The sequence below is a fragment of the Streptomyces sp. NPDC091376 genome (assembly GCF_044757085.1).
GTDB classification, from domain to species: domain Bacteria; phylum Actinomycetota; class Actinomycetes; order Streptomycetales; family Streptomycetaceae; genus Streptomyces; species Streptomyces pratisoli.
Window position 1 is genome coordinate 1 of sequence record NZ_JBIVUF010000019.1, and the last position, 18,004, is coordinate 18,004.

An 18,004-nucleotide genomic window follows, 5' to 3' on the forward strand; every position below is an offset into this window, starting at 1 on the left:
CGGATCAACGTGCTCTTCGCGATGCTCCGCGACGGCACCTTCTACGAACCCAGAACCCCACGCCTCGCTTGACGAAAGACATAGAGGCACCCCCCCCACACACATCGGACATCCGCGGAACACTCCGGGGCCCTGGCGGGGCAACAACATCGCCCCATCTGCTACCTGGACGGGCGTTCATGCGCGGGACCCACTATCCCACGATGGGGGGTCGGAGACATCCACATGCCTGCCGACTTTCTGAATTCGGGATCCCCCCAGCGCGTACGCAGCACACCACTAAAAGGAGTAGTCGTGGAAACGTCAATCCCTGTCGTCCAGCACTATGAACCATCCACGTTCACGGACTATCTCGCTCTGCGCAACGGCATCGAGAGTCTAGAAAACGATCCAGAAGCCAAACGTAAATTTTACGACTACTGCGTGTCACTGGTCCTGGAAGTCCCGGACGGGGCCGAGGGAGAAGCGTTCGAGGGTGGGGATTCTTACTACGCCGGAACAGTGGACGACGAAGCGGCTTTCATCAACGTGCTACTCCGAGAGACGCAGTACGGGAATGCACGAGGGGCGTTCGACCAATACCGGAAGCAATACCAGGAAAACCTTCGGTTGGCCTTGGTGTGGCAGAAATTGAACGAGAAAATTCTTCCGATCCCTGATGACCTCAACTCCACGGTCTACGCATCAGTCTACACGCCCAACCACCTGGAAATGCTGAAGAGGGCCCTTCCCTATCGGGTGCTCGGCGACACCTCGAGCGATGAGGTGAAACTGACAGACATCTTCAAAAGGTACCTACATGAATACCTTAGTCAACTGCCTTTGGAATTAATCCCTGCTGGCGAACTTCCATCGCAAGCCGCCTTCTGCGAGGAGGGGTACGACTATAACGTCATCGCCTTTGATTTAATGAAGGACGACGGCGCATTTTTGCAAATTGCCACAGATCACTTCTTGAAGGTTTTCGAGGCTATCGTCAAGACACCTGCGCTGGCCCCCTCCCCGGGGGATGGCAGTATAAACGACCTGGCCGACTATTGTCGCCAGCAGCTGAATAGTGATGGGATGAGGCTGCTCATCCACGCGCTACAGCACGACCGAATTTTCGCTGCAGTCTACTTCGCAACCAGAAAAGGGATTTACGTCAAGGCGGAATTACAGAAAGACTGGACGGACAATGGGCCGGTATCGAAGTACCTTAGAGGCAAATTGAAGAAAGGTGACGAAATTCTTCCGTTCTTTCAGTCCCCCAACCTCACCACGGTTGTTAACACTCTTGGCAACACTGGAATGAAATTCAAGTGGGGGGAGCTCGCTAAAAAGCTGTCCAGTAAATGATCTCAAATCATTGAGGCCCTGTCCCACACCGGCAGCTGGACTTCATGTTGAACTCGTAAATCATAAGGCTGGATTCTGCGGGCACGGTTTGACATGAAACGCATACTGGGTGGCCGCAGTTAGCATGTCACGGCTGCGTTATCCCGTAGGTTGAGGAAGAGGCCGGGGTTCACCTTTCGGTGCGCTCGCTCGATGGAGATGCACTGGTCTGAGCATCGGTCCTCAGCGCGTTTTTCTGGAAGCACAGTTGCACACCGGGGATAGACGTAATGAGGGTCGTCTAGTTCGGTCATCCGTTCATGCAGTGCGTGGTTTTCATGAATTACCTCCGTGGCGTTCTAGCTGGGGGTGTAGCTGCGAATTGCGGCCTGAATGCCTGGGCGGGCGTTGACGAGGTAGCGCAGGGGTTCGGCGTGCGTTGCGCAGGTGTGGGCCAGGGCGGTTTCAAAGTCCTGGCGATCAGCGATCCGCGCTGGTCACGGCGGTGTGACGATGCTCCGGCGGACAGCCACCCATACAACGAAGCTCCGGTTGACGCCGGTGACCTACCAAGTCGCCTGCATCGCCCGGAGCTTCGATGTGCCGTCGGTCTGCCACCGTGTGCCTGATCAAGTCGCCCTCGCGTCAGCACCGCGCGATCGTCGGCCTGCCGTCTCGGCTGGCGACCTTGCCTGATCCACGTGACCTTCGCGGAAGGCGTCACCCGTTGGTGAGCGTGCTGCTGGTGGCCTGCTCCGCGGTCACGGCCGGGGCCCGGTCCTTTGTCGGCGATCGGGCAGTGGGCACGCAACGCCCCGCAGGACACCCTGGCCCGGATCGCGCCCGGACCGCGTCCGCCTTCCAGGTACGCGTCCCGCCGTCGTCTGGGCCGAAGCAGACCTCGCCCACACGGCAAGCCGCTGACCGGCACGGGGCTGGCGGCGCCCCGGAACTGAACGCTCACACCATGCGGCTCGACTGGGCTGGGCCGGCGAGAAGCCGATCAATACCGACGCCGAGTAGTTCGGCACCAGGAAGCGGTCGGAAACCGTACGCAGTGAAGAATGCGATCCGGCCGCCGGAATCGTCGCGTCGCCGCGCTGGCCAGAGCACCATGAAGCGGCGCCCTGCCTGGCTTTCGTCGCGAGCGAAGCAGCGCAGCAGGTGGCCCGCGACTCCTTGCCGGCCAGGGAGGCACAGGTGAGGACATAGTTGACCTGGGCCCAAGGGGTCGGATAGCCGGGCATTTCGGTGTCGGTCTCATAGCGAAGTGTGCCTTCGAGCCACCCGGCGACGTGCCCCTCGACCAGAGCCACGTACTGGGTGAAAACCTGCAGGCCGTTCTGTTCGAGCTCCTTCGCCAGCTGGGTCCAGTTCTCGGCGAGCAGGAGGTCATACAGCTCCGAACGGTGTGCGTCCGCCAGACGGACCACCTTGATCGACATAACGGCAGACTACGGCTTCCCCGCAGATGAAACGGGCCCACCGCTTCTCGTGGTGCCGCGGCGACGCGAATTCGATCAACCAGGTTCCGTCAGAGAGCCCACTCCATCCGTGCCGTTGGGCTCCCGATTGCTTCCGCCTTCTCGCCAACGAATGGCTGGGAGCTGCCATCGGGCTCAACCGTCAGGAGAGGCGGCTACAGGCCGTTGCCGTACAGCGGGTTCGTCTCGTCCCAGATGCCGGCTTCCTCGAAGTAGGCGGCGAGAGAGGCGGAGCCGTCGGCCCAGCCGCCGTGGGCACGAACGGCGGCCCGGGTGATCAGGTCGCCGATGCCTTCGCCAGTGATCTGGCCGGCGGGGAGCCGCGAGACGGGAGACGGGAGAGTTCCGCGATCTTCGTCATCGCCACGGCCCATGACTCCCGCTGTACGTCCTCGAACCCGATGCCCGACCTGTCTTCGTACTCCTGGCCCGATTCAACCCAAGCCCTTTCCCGCCGGCCCTCGGGCGATCGGTGGTGTAGCAGGGATCCCGGATCGTGCTCGTTAAGAGCGGAGGAGTCCCACGCCCCCGCAGCAAACACCGCGGGATCTGGGAGCCCTGCCCCGCACACACCGCAAACGTCAGGCACAGGCCCCAGGCCCCTCGCCGTCCCCCAATGCACCGCCCGTCCGGCCGGGAGCAGCACGCACCTGCCAAAGATCCATGGGCCGGTGTCGACGACCACGTACGTGGAGCCAAGCGGGTGCGCCATACCGGCGTGACGCCGGACGTTGCCCAGCACTGCTGGAGGCCGTCCGTCACCTCGCGGAGGGTCTCTTCGTCGGCAGCAGTGATCTCCAGAACCACGAGGCCTCCAGCCAGTTGCTCTCCCAGCCGCTCTATCGGTAGTAGCGGATGAAGTCCTCGAAGACGAGAAGAGCACGGGACACCTGAGCGTAGTCCGTCCAATCGACGGCAGCGGCGTACGTCTCGAACGTGATGCGGCGGACGCTGCTGTCGCCGTAGTGCAGGTCGTCCTCGGGAAGGGGCGAAGTTGCGGTTCTGCCACGCCTCAGCTACAAGGCGCACCGTCATGTCGGTCGCCAGCGAGCGGAACTCATTGAGTGTGACGCGACTGACGAGGTCTCTGCGGTGCAACGACATGTTCAGACGATACGGCTGGCCGCTGGCCCTGAAGCCAAATTTCCGGCTCCTGCACCACCTGCCCCGTCGACCTCTGAAGGTGGCTACTCCCGCGGCCCGTGCCGACCCCTGTCAGCTGGTGGTGCATGTGATCGCTGGTGAGGTCATTTCGGAACCGCATTCGAGACACCGAAAGCTGTCCTGCCCCGGACGGCTCCGCGGCGACGCTCGGCCACGGCTGCACAGGACTGACCGGCAGGGTCCATGACCCCCTCCACCGCTCAAGCGAAACGCGGGGCCCCGGGCGGAGACCTCCGTACTGGCTGGCATGCCGATGCCGAATGGCGAGAGGACCCGGCCCCTTCATGAGAGAGGCCCACGCCCCCGGGCTGCCCTCGGTGCTGAACAAGGCCATGGCCACAATGAAATGCACATCCACCCGGGCCGGCAGGAGACGCATCCGCCGCTCGCGGCATCCGGTCACATCCAGGACATCGCCGACCACATGCGGCGGGATCTTCCCGGTACTACAGCCGGATGTTCTGCATCGCTGCAGGTCACGAACCTGAGTCGTCGCACGGAGTTCTGACGGCATGCCAGTTGATCTCGCAGTTGCGGCTCTCCGGCCAGCCCTGGGACCGGTGCGGGGTCTGACCGCACGGCCATCGCCCCGGCCCGAAAGATCTCCCGACAGGGCAGAGTTTCCCGAACGGGATGTCCGAGAATTTGCCTGATGAGGAACTCGCGGGAATTAGCGGTGGATTTGAGATCACGAGTTCCCTCCAGGGCCGGACTTCACCCACAAAGGAAGAAGATCATGGAAATGCCCCCTCTCGTTCAAATCTCTGTCGCAAACCTGGACAATCAGAGGGGTTCGGACCCAGCCCTTCCCAATCGCGTATTTCATGCCGACGAGCAAACGGTAGCGGTGACCCAGGGAAATGCGTCGTATTTCGTCAGCGCGCAACCCAACCTCAATGCCGGGAATCAGCGCTGCCTCTATGTAACTATCAATGGGACCGACCACTGGATTTGGGCCGACGGTGGATACGTCAATATCGATGCAGGCGATTTCATAACCGCCATGTGCGAAGATGAAACGTACTTCATCGTAAACCAGGACGGCACGACACCCGACTTTGTCGTAGCTCAGCAATGGGTCTCTGACGCCTGCGAGGGTTCGCAGGCGATTCCCGATTTGGTCGCCGCGGAATTTGCGCAGGTCAGCAAGTGCGCGGAGGGCCTGAGAAGACTCATCAGAAAGGCGGCGGGTGACGGCTATAGCTCCGTCGCGCTGGACGCCTGCTACAAGCATCTCGCAGACTTCGCATATGAAGTGACGAATGCGTTGGAGAGAAATCGGAGCATTGATTTTGGAATCCTCCGGCAATGTGCCGATCGCCTCCGCGGAGGCATTGAGGCGATAGGGCGCTCTACGGCTCAGAATAAGTTGCATGGCGAAGCCTACAGTGTGCTGTACTCAGCGTGGCTCGCAGTGTGCGCCTACCTGCGGAAGGTTGAAGAATTGATGCTCGGGACGTTCTGGTAAAGCACAGTCCCACTCGAGGTCGTGTACTGGCCTCTGAGGTCGTGTTTGATGATCTGGTCGCGTTCGGCATGCCGAATGCATGGGGACTCGAACTGACAGGCAGCTGAGCCTTGTCGAGGCAGAGCGGCGGCGTATGCGGGCGGCCGGTTTACTCGAGCAGGCCTTGAACATTCACGTGCGCGTTCGGCTGGGTGCTCGGTTCCTGGTTGTTTGCCCTGCGGTGTCGTCGCTGTCGGCCAGGTCGGTGCGCCGCGTGTCGTCGCGAGCGGCGTCGGCTTCCGCCGGCCGAGGGTGCTGCCGCTTCTCCTTCCGATGTGTGAGGGTGGCGCGGGTGGTCAACCGGGATCGGACAGGGCCTGGATGCGGTCCCACACAGCGATGGCCCGGTAAGAGGCGGGCCAGTCCGTGTCGAACTTGAGCTCTCGCCGGCGGGCGCGTTCGGTCAGCTTGGCTGGGATGTCGAGCAGTTTGCTGCGGACGGTCGCGGGTTCGGCCCTGGTGGGCTTGCCGTCCAGTGCGAGGAGTTGCAGCGGTTCACCAGCTGTCTCCCCGGCGAGTCTGTTCTGTTCGAGATCGACTAACTCTCTACGAGACACGTGAAAATCTATGCTGGCCAGAGTAGAAATTCGGATGTGATGTGGTTATGGTGTTTCTCGTAGTCGAGAGAGACCGTAGGGCCTGGCAGAGATGAACTGCCGGGCGGCAGTGCCGCAGTACAGGTAGTCGAAGTACGCAGGACGGTGTGGTGGTAGAGCCTGAAGCCGCAGCAGGACGGCGGCTGGGCTGACGACCGGACCGGGTGGCCCGCAGTGATCAGGGGCTGCCGCGAGCAGTACCGAAGTGCCCGATCAGTATGTGCAGTGCGCAGTACCAGCAGTGGTGGAAGTGGTTCCTCGGTAAAGGCGTCATCTGCAGCGCGCGTACCGGGAAGTTCGGCAGTCGGTTCGCAGTAAGGGCACAGGGCCCGCTGTCGAAAAGCGGCGCTGTGACAGGCCGTAGCAGTACCAGCAGTGATTGATCCAGAGGAAGAACGGAGGGGCCAGCGCCATCAGGATCGCCCGGGCGGAAGTCTGGGCCCGGGTACCGCAGGACATCGTTAGCGAGGTGGTCTCCGGTCAAGCAACCGCGATCCCCGCACACCCGGCAGAGTCTTCGTCGGGTCGGCGGAAACAGAAAGCCGGCGCAGTATCAGGGCCGGTAGATGGTGTAGTTCCTTCGGGGCCCTGGTGCCGATCGGCACCAGGGCCCCTCCGACGTGTTCCACAGAGAGGTGCAATGACCGCAGACGACTCGTTCGACCGTCTCGACGACGACGACTACCCCGCCTACACCATGGGCCGGGCCGCCGAAATGCTCGGCACCACCCAGGGCTTCCTCCGCGCCATCGGCGAAGCCCGCCTCATCACCCCGCTACGCTCCGCCGGCGGCCACCGCCGCTACTCCCGCTACCAACTGCGCCTCGCCGCCCGCGCCCGCGAGCTCGTCGACCAGGGAACCGCCATAGAGTCCGCCTGCCGCATCATCATCCTCGAAGACCAGCTCGAGGAAGCCCAGCGCCTCAACGCCGCATACCGCCGCGCCGCCGAAACGGCGACCCCGCCCCCCGAAGCCTGAGGCGGCGAAGACCTGCGCCGTCCCCGGGAAGGCGGCGGGTGGTTCCACGCACGAATGGCGATCAGGGCGCCGGGCCTGCGCACCCCGGCTGATGCGCGTTGCCCGCCCGCTGCGACCGTTCGGGTAGCGGAGCGTTTCCCGGACGACGGCGCTTCGTTGACGGTGGGCGACGCGTGCACCTCCGTTCCCCCCATGGAAGCGCGCGGAGGGCCCCTGCTCCTGCCCGGTCAGGGGCCCTCACCTCTTGGCAGCCTCGTGCCCAGAAACGACATCGGCGGCACCCGGCGCCCGTGATCATCTACGCGAGCCGGGAGGCATGGCCGCTCCTGCCATCGCCGAAGACGGAGAGGGAGGTGCGGGCAGCAGCGAAGGCTGCCTTGCTGCTGCCCGCTTCGCGGCCTGACCGTGTGCCATGGATCGTCCGCCGGTCTCAGCCTCTACGGGCCCTCACGGCGGCGCCACGCTGGTGGGCCAACAGGTCGATCGAGGGGCTGGGACTGGCACGTGGGGGCCGGTTCAATGTCCGAGGTTCAGGTAGGTCCGCCGTGCGGTGACCAGGCCATGCCAGCAGTTGCGGGTGTGCTGCTCGCTGTCGAGCCACCGGGCTCCTGAAGGCTGGTCGAGGGGCAGGCCAGCCATGAAGTGGGCGATGTCGACGTAGTAGGCGTAGTCGCCGCCGCCGAGTGAGGTCGCGAAGCCGGGAGATCGCCGTGCCGGCCTTGTCGCGGTCGTCGTGGACGGCGTGGTGGAAGCACACGACGAGTTCCAGCGCGGCTTCGGCTGCTGTCAGGTCAGCGGCGCTGATGTCGGCGCGGAGCTGACGTACGAACTCGAAGCTGCTGATCGTCCCGGCGTCTCGGGCCAGGGCGGCGACTTTCGTCGTGAGGGTGGTGGCCCTCAGGTCCAGGCCGGTCAGGAGCTGTTCGGTGAGGTGGAGTTCGTCGTCGGCGATGTCGGATTGCGTTCGTTATGCGCCCGCAGGCCCGGACAGTACGTCCGCCTGTTGCGGCCGGAGCCTAATCATCTCGGTAACCAACGGATCTCCGTCCGTCAGTGTGCGCGTGCCTTCACGGGCGCTCACCGTCGCGACGGAAGCGCCTTCTCTTCGACCTTCCCGGCGGTGGTCGGCTCATCGCGGAGCTCACCTCGAGCGACGATCCTCAGATCTCGGCTCGTGACACATGCCCTGACCGATCGCGGCTCGCGAGACAGGTCAGCGAAGGCGGCCAAGGTGGATCACGCTGACGCGGACCTGCTGGTCGCTGATCTCGTAGAGCACGCGGTAGGGGCCGATGTGGATGCGGAGGAGGTCGGCGCTGCCGAACGCGCCGTCGGGGCAGGGGTTGTCGGCGAGACTGTCGACGGCGGTGAACACCTGCCGGACCCCTGCGGGGTCGTCCTTGGCGAACCGCTCCGCTTGGGCGAGGGCTTCGGGCTCCCAGATGATCTCGTAGCTCAAGCGTGCGCTGGCGACGGACCGGCCGCCGAAGTACGAGCGGCCCCCAAGGGCTCGGTGGGGACGCGGTGGAGGTGCAGATCCGTGAGCTGTTGCGGGAGACGCCGACGATGCCCGCGACGGTGATCGCCGAGCGGACCGGCTGGGACCGGGGGATGACGATTCTCAAGGAGCGGGTGCGCGAGCTCCGGCCTGCGCATGTTCCGGTCGATCCGGTCTCGCGGACGGTCTATCGGCCGGCGAGCTGGCTCAGTGCGACCCCTTGTCCTGCACACGCAGCGACACCCTCGACCTCGGCGGCCCCGGCATGACTGTTGCGCCCCGTCCACGAGGCCCGGGGTCGTCACCGGGCCCGAGGGACGCCGTCAGACTCTGATCAAAGGTCTGGCCACCGGCCTGGCCGGGGTGCAATGCCCGATCCGGTGGATGATGTAGTCGCCCGCCTCCAGGGTGAGCGGGTCGACCTGCTTGCGGCGGCGGGTCGGCATCCGCGTGTCGTCCTTGCCCGCGCCCTTCTGCCCGGACAGATCGGTCTTCGTCAGCACGGCGAGCTTCAGACCCGGGTCGACGAAGCCATGGTCGACCGAGCCGGGAAGCCGACCGTCGCTTGCTGCTGCGGGACTCCTCTACGCGGGACCGCCCCGGCGCGTTGATGCTGCGCCGCGGGCGGGGTCGAGGACGCACAGTACTCCCGTCCAGGACGACGACCGCAGCAGTGTGCCGTTCCCGAAAGCCCTCGGCCCCAAGCACCCGGGAAAGATCACCGCCGCGCTACCTCGAGACCATGGGGTCGCTCCCGGCTGTTGGGGCTCCAGCGCCACCCGCCGCCCGCGTCGGGACGGAGCTCGACCTGCCTGGTGGCCTGGCTCCCGACAGCAACGTGATGCAATCACCTTCGTGGCATAGCCCGACCACAAGAGCCGTTTCGCGATTTTCCCACCGGAGTCGTCAACGCACGGCATTCCGCTCTGAATCCCTGCTGGACCGCTACCACCGAGCGCCCCGCTGCTGGGCCCGCTGTAGTTCCTGTTCGCGGATCAAGGCCCAGAATACCTTGGCGGCATCGCGCACGTACTCGTCCTGGATGTGGTTTATGCTGCCCCCAATGACATGGAGTTCAAGGAAATCACTTCCCAAGTGCCACCGAAATTCCTCGAACGCAGATGCCCCTCCCCATCCCATAAACATGCCAATCATCGCCTCCCAGAGCTGATAATCGGACTCTCGCAGGGGGTTCATGATGTCACCAAGCGGGCCAAGATTGTAGGAGTTGAAGCTCCCCCTGTACTGCGTCCTCAGACGAACTGGCCGCATACAAAGCGCAAGCATTTCCTCTTGGGTGAGGCCTGGGGGGATCAAATTGTCGGAATTCTCAATATTTGCGATGAAGGCACCCTCCTGGCTGGTGAACCCTTCTTGGGCTACGAGAGGTGGGGCGGCTTCTCCGGTCTCAAGGTCAGCCCTGCATATGGGGCATTTTTTATCGCCTTGCAGGATCACGTTCAGGCAGGGGTTGCATATGTCCGCTCCAATGTGGATGACTTGACCGTGGTCGCCGAGCGTCCAGGATGCCAGCCCGCTGTAGCAAATGAAGCAGGTTTTCGACTCTTCCGATGCGGTGCAGTGTGGATAATTTGGGGTTTCCATGTAATGCCCTTTGGTCTCCGTGAGTGCGTTATGTTGCGGCGATTCGCCGACTTGGCACCCCGTTTGCTCAATCTTATCCAATCTAAAGGGTGAAGGGTTATGGAAGAGGTGCTTTGAGGCAAACGGCTGTGCTAGCTTGCTGCCCACGGGGCTGCTTCGGGGCACGCCCTTGACTTTCAGCAGGGCCAAGGTAGGGCTCTTGTCGTGCGGGTGGCTTCCCGGGGTGGCGGACAGACATCGCCAAAGCGGGCTGCACACCCGGCTTGGACAGCCATTCCTGCTGTCGAGGGACAGCTGCTCCCCGGTGGTCTGCCGCTTCTACCGTTGGAGCAGTTTGCCGCGGTTTTCGTGGCCGCGCTCGTCCAGGCCGCCGGCAGCAGTCCGGCCGGATCGCCCCTCGGGGGCTTAGCTTTACCGTCCCGCCGAATGCGGAGAACTGATCGAAAGGGCAGACCACATCTGCCCGAATTTGGTCCGAACCTTCTTGCGACGTTGCTGACGCATGATCGGGTGACAGCGCGCCGATGTCCCATGACGCCCCCCAATCCCAGGGCTTCGGCGTAGTCGAAGGCGTCCGATTTGCGTTCAGGTGAGGTCGCTTCGGCAAGATCAAAACGTTCGCGCAACCGCCATGCCATGGGAGGGGCGACGTCCGCCACCGCGCGAGAGCGCCGCCCAGCCTCCGTCCCAGCCCCTGCTCAATCTATCGAATCTCGATAGATTCCGATCGCGATTCGATGGAAGGATGGGTCATGGGAAAGATGACCGTGCGGGCGCTGCGCGCCCTGCTCGTGATGGTGCTCGCCGGCACCGTGTTCGTGCAGGCGTTGATGGTGTGGACATTGGTCAGCGGGAGCGACCCGGAGAACGGGTCGCTCCCGCTGACCGCACTGCGCGTGATCACGATCCTGGGCATGGTGTCGGTCCAGGTCGCCCTGGTCTGCGTATGGCGGCTGGTGACGATGGTGTGTCACGGAACCGTGTTCTCCCACGCCGCCTTCCGGTACGTGGACGGCGTGATCGGTGCGATCGTGGCGGCCGCCCTCGTGTGGTTCGCGGTCACAGCCGTCAATGCACCGGGCCAGCGGGACGACCCGGGCGTCACCGTCATCATGGGCGGAGTTGGATTGGCCATCCTGGGGGTCGCGCTCATCGTGCGCGTGCTGCGGGTGCTGCTCGCCCAGGCAGTCGCGCGCGACGTCGAAGCGGCGCAGATGCAGGCCGAGCTGGACGAGGTGATCTGATGCCGATCGCCGTCGACATCGACGTGATGCTGGCCAGGCGGAAGATTTCCGTGGGCGAGCTCGCAGACCGCGTAGGGATCACACCCGCCAACCTGGCGGTACTCAAGAACGGCCGCGCCAAAGCGGTGCGCTTCGCGACCCTCGCCGCGCTCTGCGAGGTGCTCAACTGCCAGCCAGGCGACCTGCTGCGCTGGGAAGCCGAGGACGCCGCAGCCGACGCGAGCTCACCCGGCTGATCCGAAGCCACCGGAAGGTCGAAGCCCTGCACCCCGAGACATGCCCTTCGCCGAGGACGCCTCCCATCTGCGAACCGGCTCCGCGCCCCGCGCCATGGCGACCTGGCGCAACCTCGCCATCGGCGCCCTTCGCCTCGCCGGGAAAGCAACATCGCCGCCGGCCCCCGTCACAACGCCCGCGACGCCAACCGACCACTCACCCTCCTCGGACTTACATGATCCCGAAACCGACGTCACGCCACTACGCCGAGGCCCTGCCCCCAATCCGGCCACGAAATGAGTGGGCCGAATCTACTGAGGTTTTCGGGTTGTCGTCGGGTGGTGACGGTTCATGATCCCTGCGATATGCCGGTGGAGTGAGGTATCCGGAGGGTGGGGGCCCGTGAGGCGGGATTCGACGAGGTCGCGCGGTCTCTCCGGCAATTCGAGCAAGCGCCTGTGCGCTTGAGTCCGTCCCAGCGAGCATGGGCCAAACGCTGCGCCCAGGGGACCATGATGCCTGGTCCACGCATCGACCGCTGCCCTCTCAGGAACATCAGGTTTGATCACCTCAACTACCTCACAGGGGATCCGGAGGCCTGTTATGCCTCCTGGGTACCCACGTTTCAGGGCAGCGCAGCGACCGCCCCGATTGACGTGGACCACATCATGGATAGGCACGTAGTGTGGTCCGGCCGCCAGTTCGCTGCTGACGAGGATGACGGTGGAGCTCTTCCTGCTGCCTGGCTGGGTTGACAATCCGCCGCAGCCGGATGCCGCACGACGCGACGTCGAGGCGCTCGTCCGTTTCCGCCCAGAACTCTACCTCATGGGGAACGACTATTATTCCGATCTTGCTTAGAATTTGACTGCAAATATCCTCCTGGCGACTCACCAAAGGCAAGCGCATGAATTGGAATTCATACCCACAGATTATTTGCTGCATTCCATTGCAAGCTGGATCAAATGCCCCTTCCACGATGAGGGAAGTCTTCAACGAGGTGCGCAAGGTCTTGCCCGAAGAGTTTGTAACCGGCGAGATTGGGAGCTTGCAAGAATTTATCAACGAATTGATGGCCGACTACTCGCTCGATGCCGATACTGAGCCGCCTGAGGAATTCAGAAAGCACCTGTGGCTCATCCTCACGGCTGAGTACGCCAGCGGGAGATATGTATTCACGCTGCCCGGGGATCCGGCCAAATGGGCGGCGGCCTCACCCGGGGATTCCTACTCTAGCTGGACACCCTACCTGGAGGTAGCGGCTGAAGGTAACGCCAGTAGCTACCGGTTACAGCGGGAGGATGTCGCGCATGCCCGGCCAACCCCATCCAGACCCATCAAGGATCTTGTCTATGTCTTCCACGGGACATCGAATGACCGCGCGGATTCAATCATTCATGATGGCTTTCGTCCCGGAGTGACATCCAATGGAAAAAGGTACGGCGACGGCTTCTACTTCACAGAGGCGGAGAAGACCGCCCGAGGCTGGTCATACGACGAGTACGGCATTAAGGGGAATGGCGCGGTGATCAGAGCGAGGATCAGCGGAGTCATAGCCGCTGTCGACCAGCCAAAGGTTGACAAGACGGTTAAGAATGGTGATTTTTCGGCGTTTCCATTCGTTGAATCCGTCGAAGATGAGATTCGTCTCAGGAAGCTAATCAAGGAAAGTTATCCAAATAGCGGTGTATCCGAATCGGCGATTGGTGTATTCCTCAAAGAAAAGGGCTACTCGGCGATGCACCTGTCCCCTTGGAGAGAAATTGTCGTATTCGAGCGCGAAAATATTGTTGATATTCAGAAAATCTAGCCGTAGGTTGAGTCGGCTTGGGAATTCCCCGATACTGCCTGATCGGCTTAGTTCCCTCGCTGAAGGCGGGGCTGGTTGCCCTTGACCAGCAGCAGGTAGTGCGCGCTTCGTTTTCCGACGAGGTGGCGGGCGTGGTCGCGCTGGGTGTGGAGGGCGTCGGCTGTCACCGTCACTCCGGTCAGCACGAACGGGGCGAGCAGGTTCCGGAAGGCGGTGACCTCGTTCGTTTAGGCCGGGACGCGTAACTGGGTGAGGGTCCGGTCCATGCCGGTGACGGCGGCCAGGAGGTGGGCGGCCGGGTGGAGTGGGCGCGTGAGCCGCGCACGGTCTCGCCGTCCACCGCGATCGTGTCGGCTCCGGAGGGGTCGCTGCCCGCCGAGCATGTGGGCAAAGGCGAAGCCGACGATGGACGCACCATGGGTGTCGGTGTACTGCCGGTCCACTTCCATGTCGGTGCAGTGCCTCAGCACGCCCTCGGTCTCCGAGGCGACCTCGGAGACCGAGCAGAACTTGAGCTGAGAGTAGATGCAGACCGATTTCCGCTCGATGTGCCAGTAGATCATCACACCGGGGCCGCGGTATCGCTGGTGCCATTCGGTCATCAAGTTCGAGGACCAGGCGCCGAACTTGCGGCTGTCTGAGGCGCAGGCGGTGCCTGTACCCCACCACATCTCGTCGCGGGCGGCGAAGGTGGCGTTGACCAGCTTCACCAGGGGACGGGGTCACCGAGCCGCCCGAGCGCCTGGAGTTGCACCCCCGGTTCGACGGTTTCGAGGCGGGCCATCTGCTTGACTGCGGCGTTCTTGACGAGGTCAGCGTCGCGTTCAGCGACGCTGCGCAGGCACTTGGTCATGCGGTCGGCGAACTCCTCCGGTTTGGTCTTGATCGCTGGGTCTTCGATCGCGAGGACGGCGAACTCGGCTGCGGCCGCGACAACCTTGAACCTGGCACTGGGGCGGAGGCGGTCGAAGAAGGTGTGGATGAGGTAGGCGGTGTCGTAGACGAAGCCGAGGTCCACGCCATGCTCGAGGAAGCTGCCGACAATCTTGCGGCCTTGGCTCGGAGGACGGACGAGCACGGCATCCAGCGCGGCCAGCTGGTGCGCGGACGTATTCCCTCGTCGGCTCGTAGAGCTCGCCCAGAGGCCGGATGGACGGTGCACACAGATGACGTCGTCGCGGGTCCGCTCCAGCTGCTTGCGTTGGGTGAAGTCGACCAGCTCGAGCTTCTCCGCCGCCGTGCGCCTCGCTCGCGGGCACGCATGGCTCGGCCACCAGTGTGAACATGCGCAGCTGGGAGCCGGCGCTCGCCGCCTGGTACTCACTCACCCAGCGTCTGGAGGACGTGGCGCCGGCTTCTCACGGCTCGCTGCTCGCGCAATGGGCCCGGGGCGCAGATCACGAACGTGCGAGAGTGGAGACCTCTTCGAGGTACCAACCGGCCTCCCCCCATTTCACGTCGCAGACGAGCCTCTCCGCCTCGTTCGGGGTGGGCCATGGGGCAACGAAAACCTCGAAGCCTGTCCATGACCAGTTCAAAGGGTCCCAGACGGGGGTCACGCTGATGTCGACAGACGTCCAGACGATGGAAACATCACGCTGTATGCCGTGCTCCGTGTACAGGACCGACTGGTTTTGCATGTGACGCTGCTTCAGATCCTCCACCGCCGTGGCGAAGTCCGGGAAGGTGACCGTGCGGGTGCCGTCCGCGACTTCGGCCCTGATCAATTCCTGGAGCTTGGGGTCGGTGGAGCTCTTGAGGGCCTGAATCACTCGAGGAAAGTTCATTGCGTCCCGGTAGGCGCGGGAGAAATCGGCTCCCCAGCCGAGTGCGACCTGCTCAAGCAGGTTCGCAGTACTTTGCCAATCTGGATGGTAGGGCATCAGGTCGTGAGCCTGATCGAGCGCTTCGAAGAATTCATTCCAGATGTGCAGGTCGTGAGGATTCGTGAAATTCACATGCTGCGCCGGCTTGTTCACCTTCGCGACCCGGTCGGCGAATTCGATGGCGCTGTTCTCGAGTCTCTTGGAGCTCGCGCAGAACTCTCTGGCATTCACCAGGAATTGACTGCTCCTGCTGCCGCCAACTATTTGACTAAGCATCTCAGGGAAGTCGATTCCGGATTCAAGCGACCTGAACGGCTTGCTCCAATCGGGCCACTTCACGAAATGGCCGACAAGTGCCGCCCTGGTCTGCGGCAGAGAGACTTTTACGAACAGATCAAGTAGCGCATCCCAGGTGTCACGGGGAGCAGTGCCGGAGGGGTCGATCCGCCACGATTCCAGCTCGAAAGCGAGGCATCCGGTCACGCCGCCTTGCAATCGCATTCCAATCAGGGCGGTCTCGTTCTCCACCTCTAGGGCTGTAAGTTCCCCGAGGGCCGCTTCGGCCGATATCTTCCGCGCCGAGAGTACTTTGCCGTACGCGATGGCATCCGATGCGTCATCCAGAAGGTTGTTGATGATCTGGTACTGCTGAACCTGGTTTGGCTTCTCGGATTTCCTTCTTTTTGTCGTACTGCCCCAACCTGAACAGCACACGAGGACCGTGTCCTCCGCTATATGTCCCTGCGCTCTCAGCCAGCACGAGAGCGTGGGCGTGCCGGCACCGACGAAGCGGACATCCGAGGCCACGTCCGCAGCCTCGGCAAGCTTCAGAATCGAATCCTGCTGCCCCGCATCGAGGGGCACCAGCCGCAGCTCCGGCCAACTGGCCCGTGTGCTGAGCGCATATTTGGACTCTAGGATGGATTTTGTCCGCTTGGCGTCGACTGGCTCGCCCGGTTCGGAGCAGAATTTCAGCTTGGCGGGGATGACGACCTGGTCATCACCCACCGTTTCTCCGTGTACGAAATAGAATTTCACTGCACTCCCGCACCTTCACCTTGGGCCCCGCCGCCCCGCATGCTAGCCCGAATGAAGTTGTCACGTTTTTCCTCACGGACCGGCCTTTCAGGCAGAATCTGGTGGCCGTTGGGTCTGTACGGTCAATCGCTCCGTCACCTCATACTCGGCGGTAACACCGAATGTCGTCCGTGATCATGGTTGCGTGATGGGCGTCAATTCCCTTGTGGTTACGGTGTTTTCTGGTCTGTCCGCACTGATCCTCGAGGATGTGACGGATGGCGGTGACATAGTGGTGTGTCACGGACCGCACCCGGGAGAAAGGTGTGCCGTGTCCGGTGTGCGAGACGCCCGGCGAAGGTGCACGGATACCACGACCGGACCGTGACGGATGTGCCGGTCGACGCCCGTCAGGTCGTCGTGCACCTGCGCGAGCGAACGCAGCGACGTGCGGCACCGGCGACCGCACCCACACGACGGCTGTCCTGTCCTCCTGGAGCCCTGGCCCGCCGCGCCCGGCGTTCCGAGCGGTCACCGGACAGGAGCCCGCACCGCGATACCCCACGACGACGCCGCACCCCCGCATGTGGGACCAGGCGCGTTCGTCGGCGGGGAGTCGCGCGATGACGGTGTCGAGGTCGGGGGTGGTGCCGCCGGTGTTGAGGGGTCGCTTCCCCGTCCGACCGGGCGTTGCGCCCGGTCGGACGGTGTTCAGACCTCTGCTCAGGTCTTTGACGGTACCCCTCGGGCCCGGTGGCATCGCCCCCAGGTCATCGTGGAAAGGGGGTGACAGTCACGGCGGGGCCCGGGGCCTGCGGCCCTTTGGCAGGACCGCGAAGGGACGTCACGGGTTACGCGTGGCGGGGGCCCGGTCGGTCGTGGTGCGGGGGCTTGTCCTTGTCCCGGTCCTTGTCCTTGTCTCTGTCTCTGTCTCTGTCCTTGATGGTGGTGGTGTTGGTGGCTGTGCTCGTGGCAGTGGTGCCGCCGCCGGTGACGGTGGCGGTGTTGGTGACTTGCTTGGGGGTGTTCTTGGCGATCTTCACGGTGAGAGTCAGGGGTGGGTAACTGTCGCCGGGGTCGAGGGCGTCGCTGCGCGTGCAGGACAAGGGGGTGAGGGTGCAGGTCCATCCGGTGCCGGTGAGGCTGACGGGGGTGAGACTTGCGGGGAGGGTGTCGGTGAGAGTGACGGTGCTGCCGTCGGTCGGTGCGTCACCAGTGTTGGTCACGGTGAGTGTGTAGGTGCCTCGGCTGCCTGCGACGAACTTCCCACCGGTGGTGAGCTTGAGCAGCTTCCACGCTGGTGCCGGCTCGGGCGGCACCACCGCGATCGCCACCCCTCTTGGGCTGTCGCCGACGGGGACAGTGGCGGTGACGGTGTTCGTCGAGATGTCGATCACCGACACCGAATTGCCGAGGAAGTTGGCGACGTAGGCGAAGGCGCCGTCCGGGGTCACCGCCACACCGACCGGGCCGTCGCCGACAGGAATGGTGGCGGTGACGGTATTCGTCGAGGTATCGATCACCGACACCGTGTCATCGGAGCCATTGGTGACGTAGGCGAAGGCGCCGTCCGGGGTCACCGCCACACCGACCGGTCCGGTGCCGACGGGGACGGTGGCGGTGACGGTATTCGTCGAGGTATCGATCACCGACACCGAACTGCTATTGGTGTTGGTGACGTAGGCGAAGGCGCCGTCCGGGGTCACCGCCACCTCTTCTGGGGTGGTTCCGAGGGGGACGG

17 protein-coding genes and 2 pseudogenes are annotated in these 18,004 nt (G+C 63.5%); 8 read left to right on the plus strand and 11 right to left on the minus strand.

Annotation, left to right across the window (positions count from 1 at the left end):
* The first annotated feature begins 294 nt into the window (after positions 1-294).
* Positions 295-1,338, plus strand: coding sequence for a hypothetical protein (locus ACIQMR_RS31380; protein ID WP_401394420.1), 1,044 nt, complete (start codon positions 295-297; stop codon positions 1,336-1,338).
* A 740-nt stretch (positions 1,339-2,078) separates the two neighbouring features.
* On the opposite strand, the gene ACIQMR_RS31385 is transcribed toward ACIQMR_RS31380, so the two are convergent.
* From ACIQMR_RS31385 to ACIQMR_RS31395, 3 genes are all read right to left on the minus strand, one after another.
* Positions 2,079-2,762, minus strand: coding sequence for a hypothetical protein (locus ACIQMR_RS31385; protein ID WP_401394423.1), 684 nt, complete (start codon positions 2,760-2,762; stop codon positions 2,079-2,081).
* A 194-nt stretch (positions 2,763-2,956) separates the two neighbouring features.
* Positions 2,957-3,175 (minus strand): hypothetical protein, encoded by a 219-nt coding sequence (locus ACIQMR_RS31390; RefSeq protein WP_401394425.1) that lies wholly within the window; start codon positions 3,173-3,175, stop codon positions 2,957-2,959.
* Positions 3,176-3,858: 683 nt separating this feature from the next.
* Positions 3,859-4,479, minus strand: a complete 621-nt coding sequence (locus ACIQMR_RS31395; RefSeq protein ID WP_401394428.1) for a transposase domain-containing protein — start codon at positions 4,477-4,479, stop codon at positions 3,859-3,861.
* Between the two features lie 222 nt (positions 4,480-4,701).
* Between ACIQMR_RS31395 and ACIQMR_RS31400 the strand changes: the two genes are divergently transcribed.
* On the plus strand, positions 4,702-5,433 hold the full coding sequence (locus tag ACIQMR_RS31400; protein ID WP_401394431.1) for a hypothetical protein: 732 nt from the start codon (positions 4,702-4,704) through the stop codon (positions 5,431-5,433).
* A 335-nt stretch (positions 5,434-5,768) separates the two neighbouring features.
* Here ACIQMR_RS31400 and ACIQMR_RS31405 read toward each other — a convergent pair whose 3' ends face one another.
* Positions 5,769-6,029: a hypothetical protein gene (locus tag ACIQMR_RS31405; protein ID WP_401394434.1), complete on the minus strand. Its 261-nt coding sequence runs from the start codon at positions 6,027-6,029 to the stop codon at positions 5,769-5,771.
* 679 nt (positions 6,030-6,708) lie between these two features.
* Here ACIQMR_RS31405 and ACIQMR_RS31410 point away from each other — a divergent pair.
* On the plus strand, positions 6,709-7,047 hold the full coding sequence (locus ACIQMR_RS31410; RefSeq protein WP_401394437.1) for a MerR family transcriptional regulator: 339 nt from the start codon (positions 6,709-6,711) through the stop codon (positions 7,045-7,047).
* A 1,213-nt stretch (positions 7,048-8,260) separates the two neighbouring features.
* Here the strand turns inward: ACIQMR_RS31410 and ACIQMR_RS31415 are convergent.
* Entirely contained in the window at positions 8,261-8,506 is a 246-nt protein-coding gene (locus tag ACIQMR_RS31415; RefSeq protein WP_401394640.1) for a type II toxin-antitoxin system RelE/ParE family toxin, read from the minus strand.
* Positions 8,507-8,510: 4 nt separating this feature from the next.
* On the opposite strand from ACIQMR_RS31415, the pseudogene ACIQMR_RS31420 reads away from it, so the two are divergent.
* A pseudogene (locus ACIQMR_RS31420) lies at positions 8,511-8,762 on the plus strand (IS21 family transposase); the annotation flags it as partial.
* A 106-nt stretch (positions 8,763-8,868) separates the two neighbouring features.
* Here ACIQMR_RS31420 and ACIQMR_RS31425 read toward each other — a convergent pair.
* Positions 8,869-9,048 carry a hypothetical protein gene (locus ACIQMR_RS31425; RefSeq protein ID WP_401394440.1) on the minus strand — a complete coding sequence of 60 codons (180 nt, stop codon included), beginning with the start codon at positions 9,046-9,048 and terminating at the stop codon, positions 8,869-8,871.
* A 442-nt stretch (positions 9,049-9,490) separates the two neighbouring features.
* Positions 9,491-10,339: an RING finger protein gene (locus ACIQMR_RS31430; protein ID WP_401394443.1), complete on the minus strand. Its 849-nt coding sequence runs from the start codon at positions 10,337-10,339 to the stop codon at positions 9,491-9,493.
* A gap of 563 nt (positions 10,340-10,902) precedes the next feature.
* Here ACIQMR_RS31430 and ACIQMR_RS31435 point away from each other — a divergent pair.
* The 4 genes from ACIQMR_RS31435 (at position 10,903) to ACIQMR_RS31450 (ending at position 13,420) form a co-directional block, all read left to right on the plus strand.
* Positions 10,903-11,394: a DUF2975 domain-containing protein gene (locus ACIQMR_RS31435; protein WP_401394446.1), complete on the plus strand. Its 492-nt coding sequence runs from the start codon at positions 10,903-10,905 to the stop codon at positions 11,392-11,394.
* Positions 11,394-11,630, plus strand: coding sequence for a helix-turn-helix domain-containing protein (locus ACIQMR_RS31440; protein ID WP_401394449.1), 237 nt, complete (start codon positions 11,394-11,396; stop codon positions 11,628-11,630). The genes ACIQMR_RS31435 and ACIQMR_RS31440 overlap by 1 nt, the downstream gene beginning before the upstream one ends.
* A 703-nt stretch (positions 11,631-12,333) precedes the next feature.
* Positions 12,334-12,471, plus strand: coding sequence for a hypothetical protein (locus ACIQMR_RS31445; protein WP_401394452.1), 138 nt, complete (start codon positions 12,334-12,336; stop codon positions 12,469-12,471).
* 118 nt (positions 12,472-12,589) lie between these two features.
* A complete protein-coding gene (locus ACIQMR_RS31450; RefSeq protein ID WP_401394455.1) occupies positions 12,590-13,420 on the plus strand; it encodes a hypothetical protein in 831 nt (276 codons plus the stop codon).
* Between the two features lie 368 nt (positions 13,421-13,788).
* On the opposite strand, the pseudogene ACIQMR_RS31455 reads toward ACIQMR_RS31450, so the two are convergent.
* The 4 genes and pseudogenes from ACIQMR_RS31455 to ACIQMR_RS31470 all read right to left on the minus strand — a co-directional run.
* Positions 13,789-14,124 (minus strand): annotated as a pseudogene (locus ACIQMR_RS31455) (Tn3 family transposase); the annotation flags it as partial.
* Positions 14,125-14,126: 2 nt separating this feature from the next.
* Positions 14,127-14,744, minus strand: coding sequence for a hypothetical protein (locus ACIQMR_RS31460; RefSeq protein WP_401394457.1), 618 nt, complete (start codon positions 14,742-14,744; stop codon positions 14,127-14,129).
* A 73-nt stretch (positions 14,745-14,817) separates the two neighbouring features.
* Entirely contained in the window at positions 14,818-16,284 is a 1,467-nt protein-coding gene (locus tag ACIQMR_RS31465; protein ID WP_401394460.1) for a hypothetical protein, read from the minus strand.
* Positions 16,285-17,114: 830 nt separating this feature from the next.
* Positions 17,115-18,004: beta-propeller fold lactonase family protein (locus ACIQMR_RS31470; RefSeq protein WP_401394462.1), on the minus strand; the 890-nt coding region annotated here is incomplete at its 5' end.

What these genes read in the sequence shown, in the direction of transcription:
- ACIQMR_RS31435 (WP_401394446.1), top strand. Translation starts at nt 10,903, where the DNA reads ATGGGAAAGATGACCGTGCGGGCGCTGCGCGCCCTGCTCGTGATGGTG.
- ACIQMR_RS31385 (WP_401394423.1), bottom strand. Translation starts at nt 2,762, where the DNA reads ATGTCGATCAAGGTGGTCCGTCTGGCGGACGCACACCGTTCGGAGCTG.
- ACIQMR_RS31440 (WP_401394449.1), top strand. Translation starts at nt 11,394, where the DNA reads ATGCCGATCGCCGTCGACATCGACGTGATGCTGGCCAGGCGGAAGATT.
- ACIQMR_RS31450 (WP_401394455.1), top strand. Translation starts at nt 12,590, where the DNA reads ATGAGGGAAGTCTTCAACGAGGTGCGCAAGGTCTTGCCCGAAGAGTTT.
- ACIQMR_RS31395 (WP_401394428.1), bottom strand. Translation starts at nt 4,479, where the DNA reads ATGCCGTCAGAACTCCGTGCGACGACTCAGGTTCGTGACCTGCAGCGA.
- ACIQMR_RS31390 (WP_401394425.1), bottom strand. Translation starts at nt 3,175, where the DNA reads ATGGGCCGTGGCGATGACGAAGATCGCGGAACTCTCCCGTCTCCCGTC.
- ACIQMR_RS31410 (WP_401394437.1), top strand. Translation starts at nt 6,709, where the DNA reads ATGACCGCAGACGACTCGTTCGACCGTCTCGACGACGACGACTACCCC.
- ACIQMR_RS31400 (WP_401394431.1), top strand. Translation starts at nt 4,702, where the DNA reads ATGGAAATGCCCCCTCTCGTTCAAATCTCTGTCGCAAACCTGGACAAT.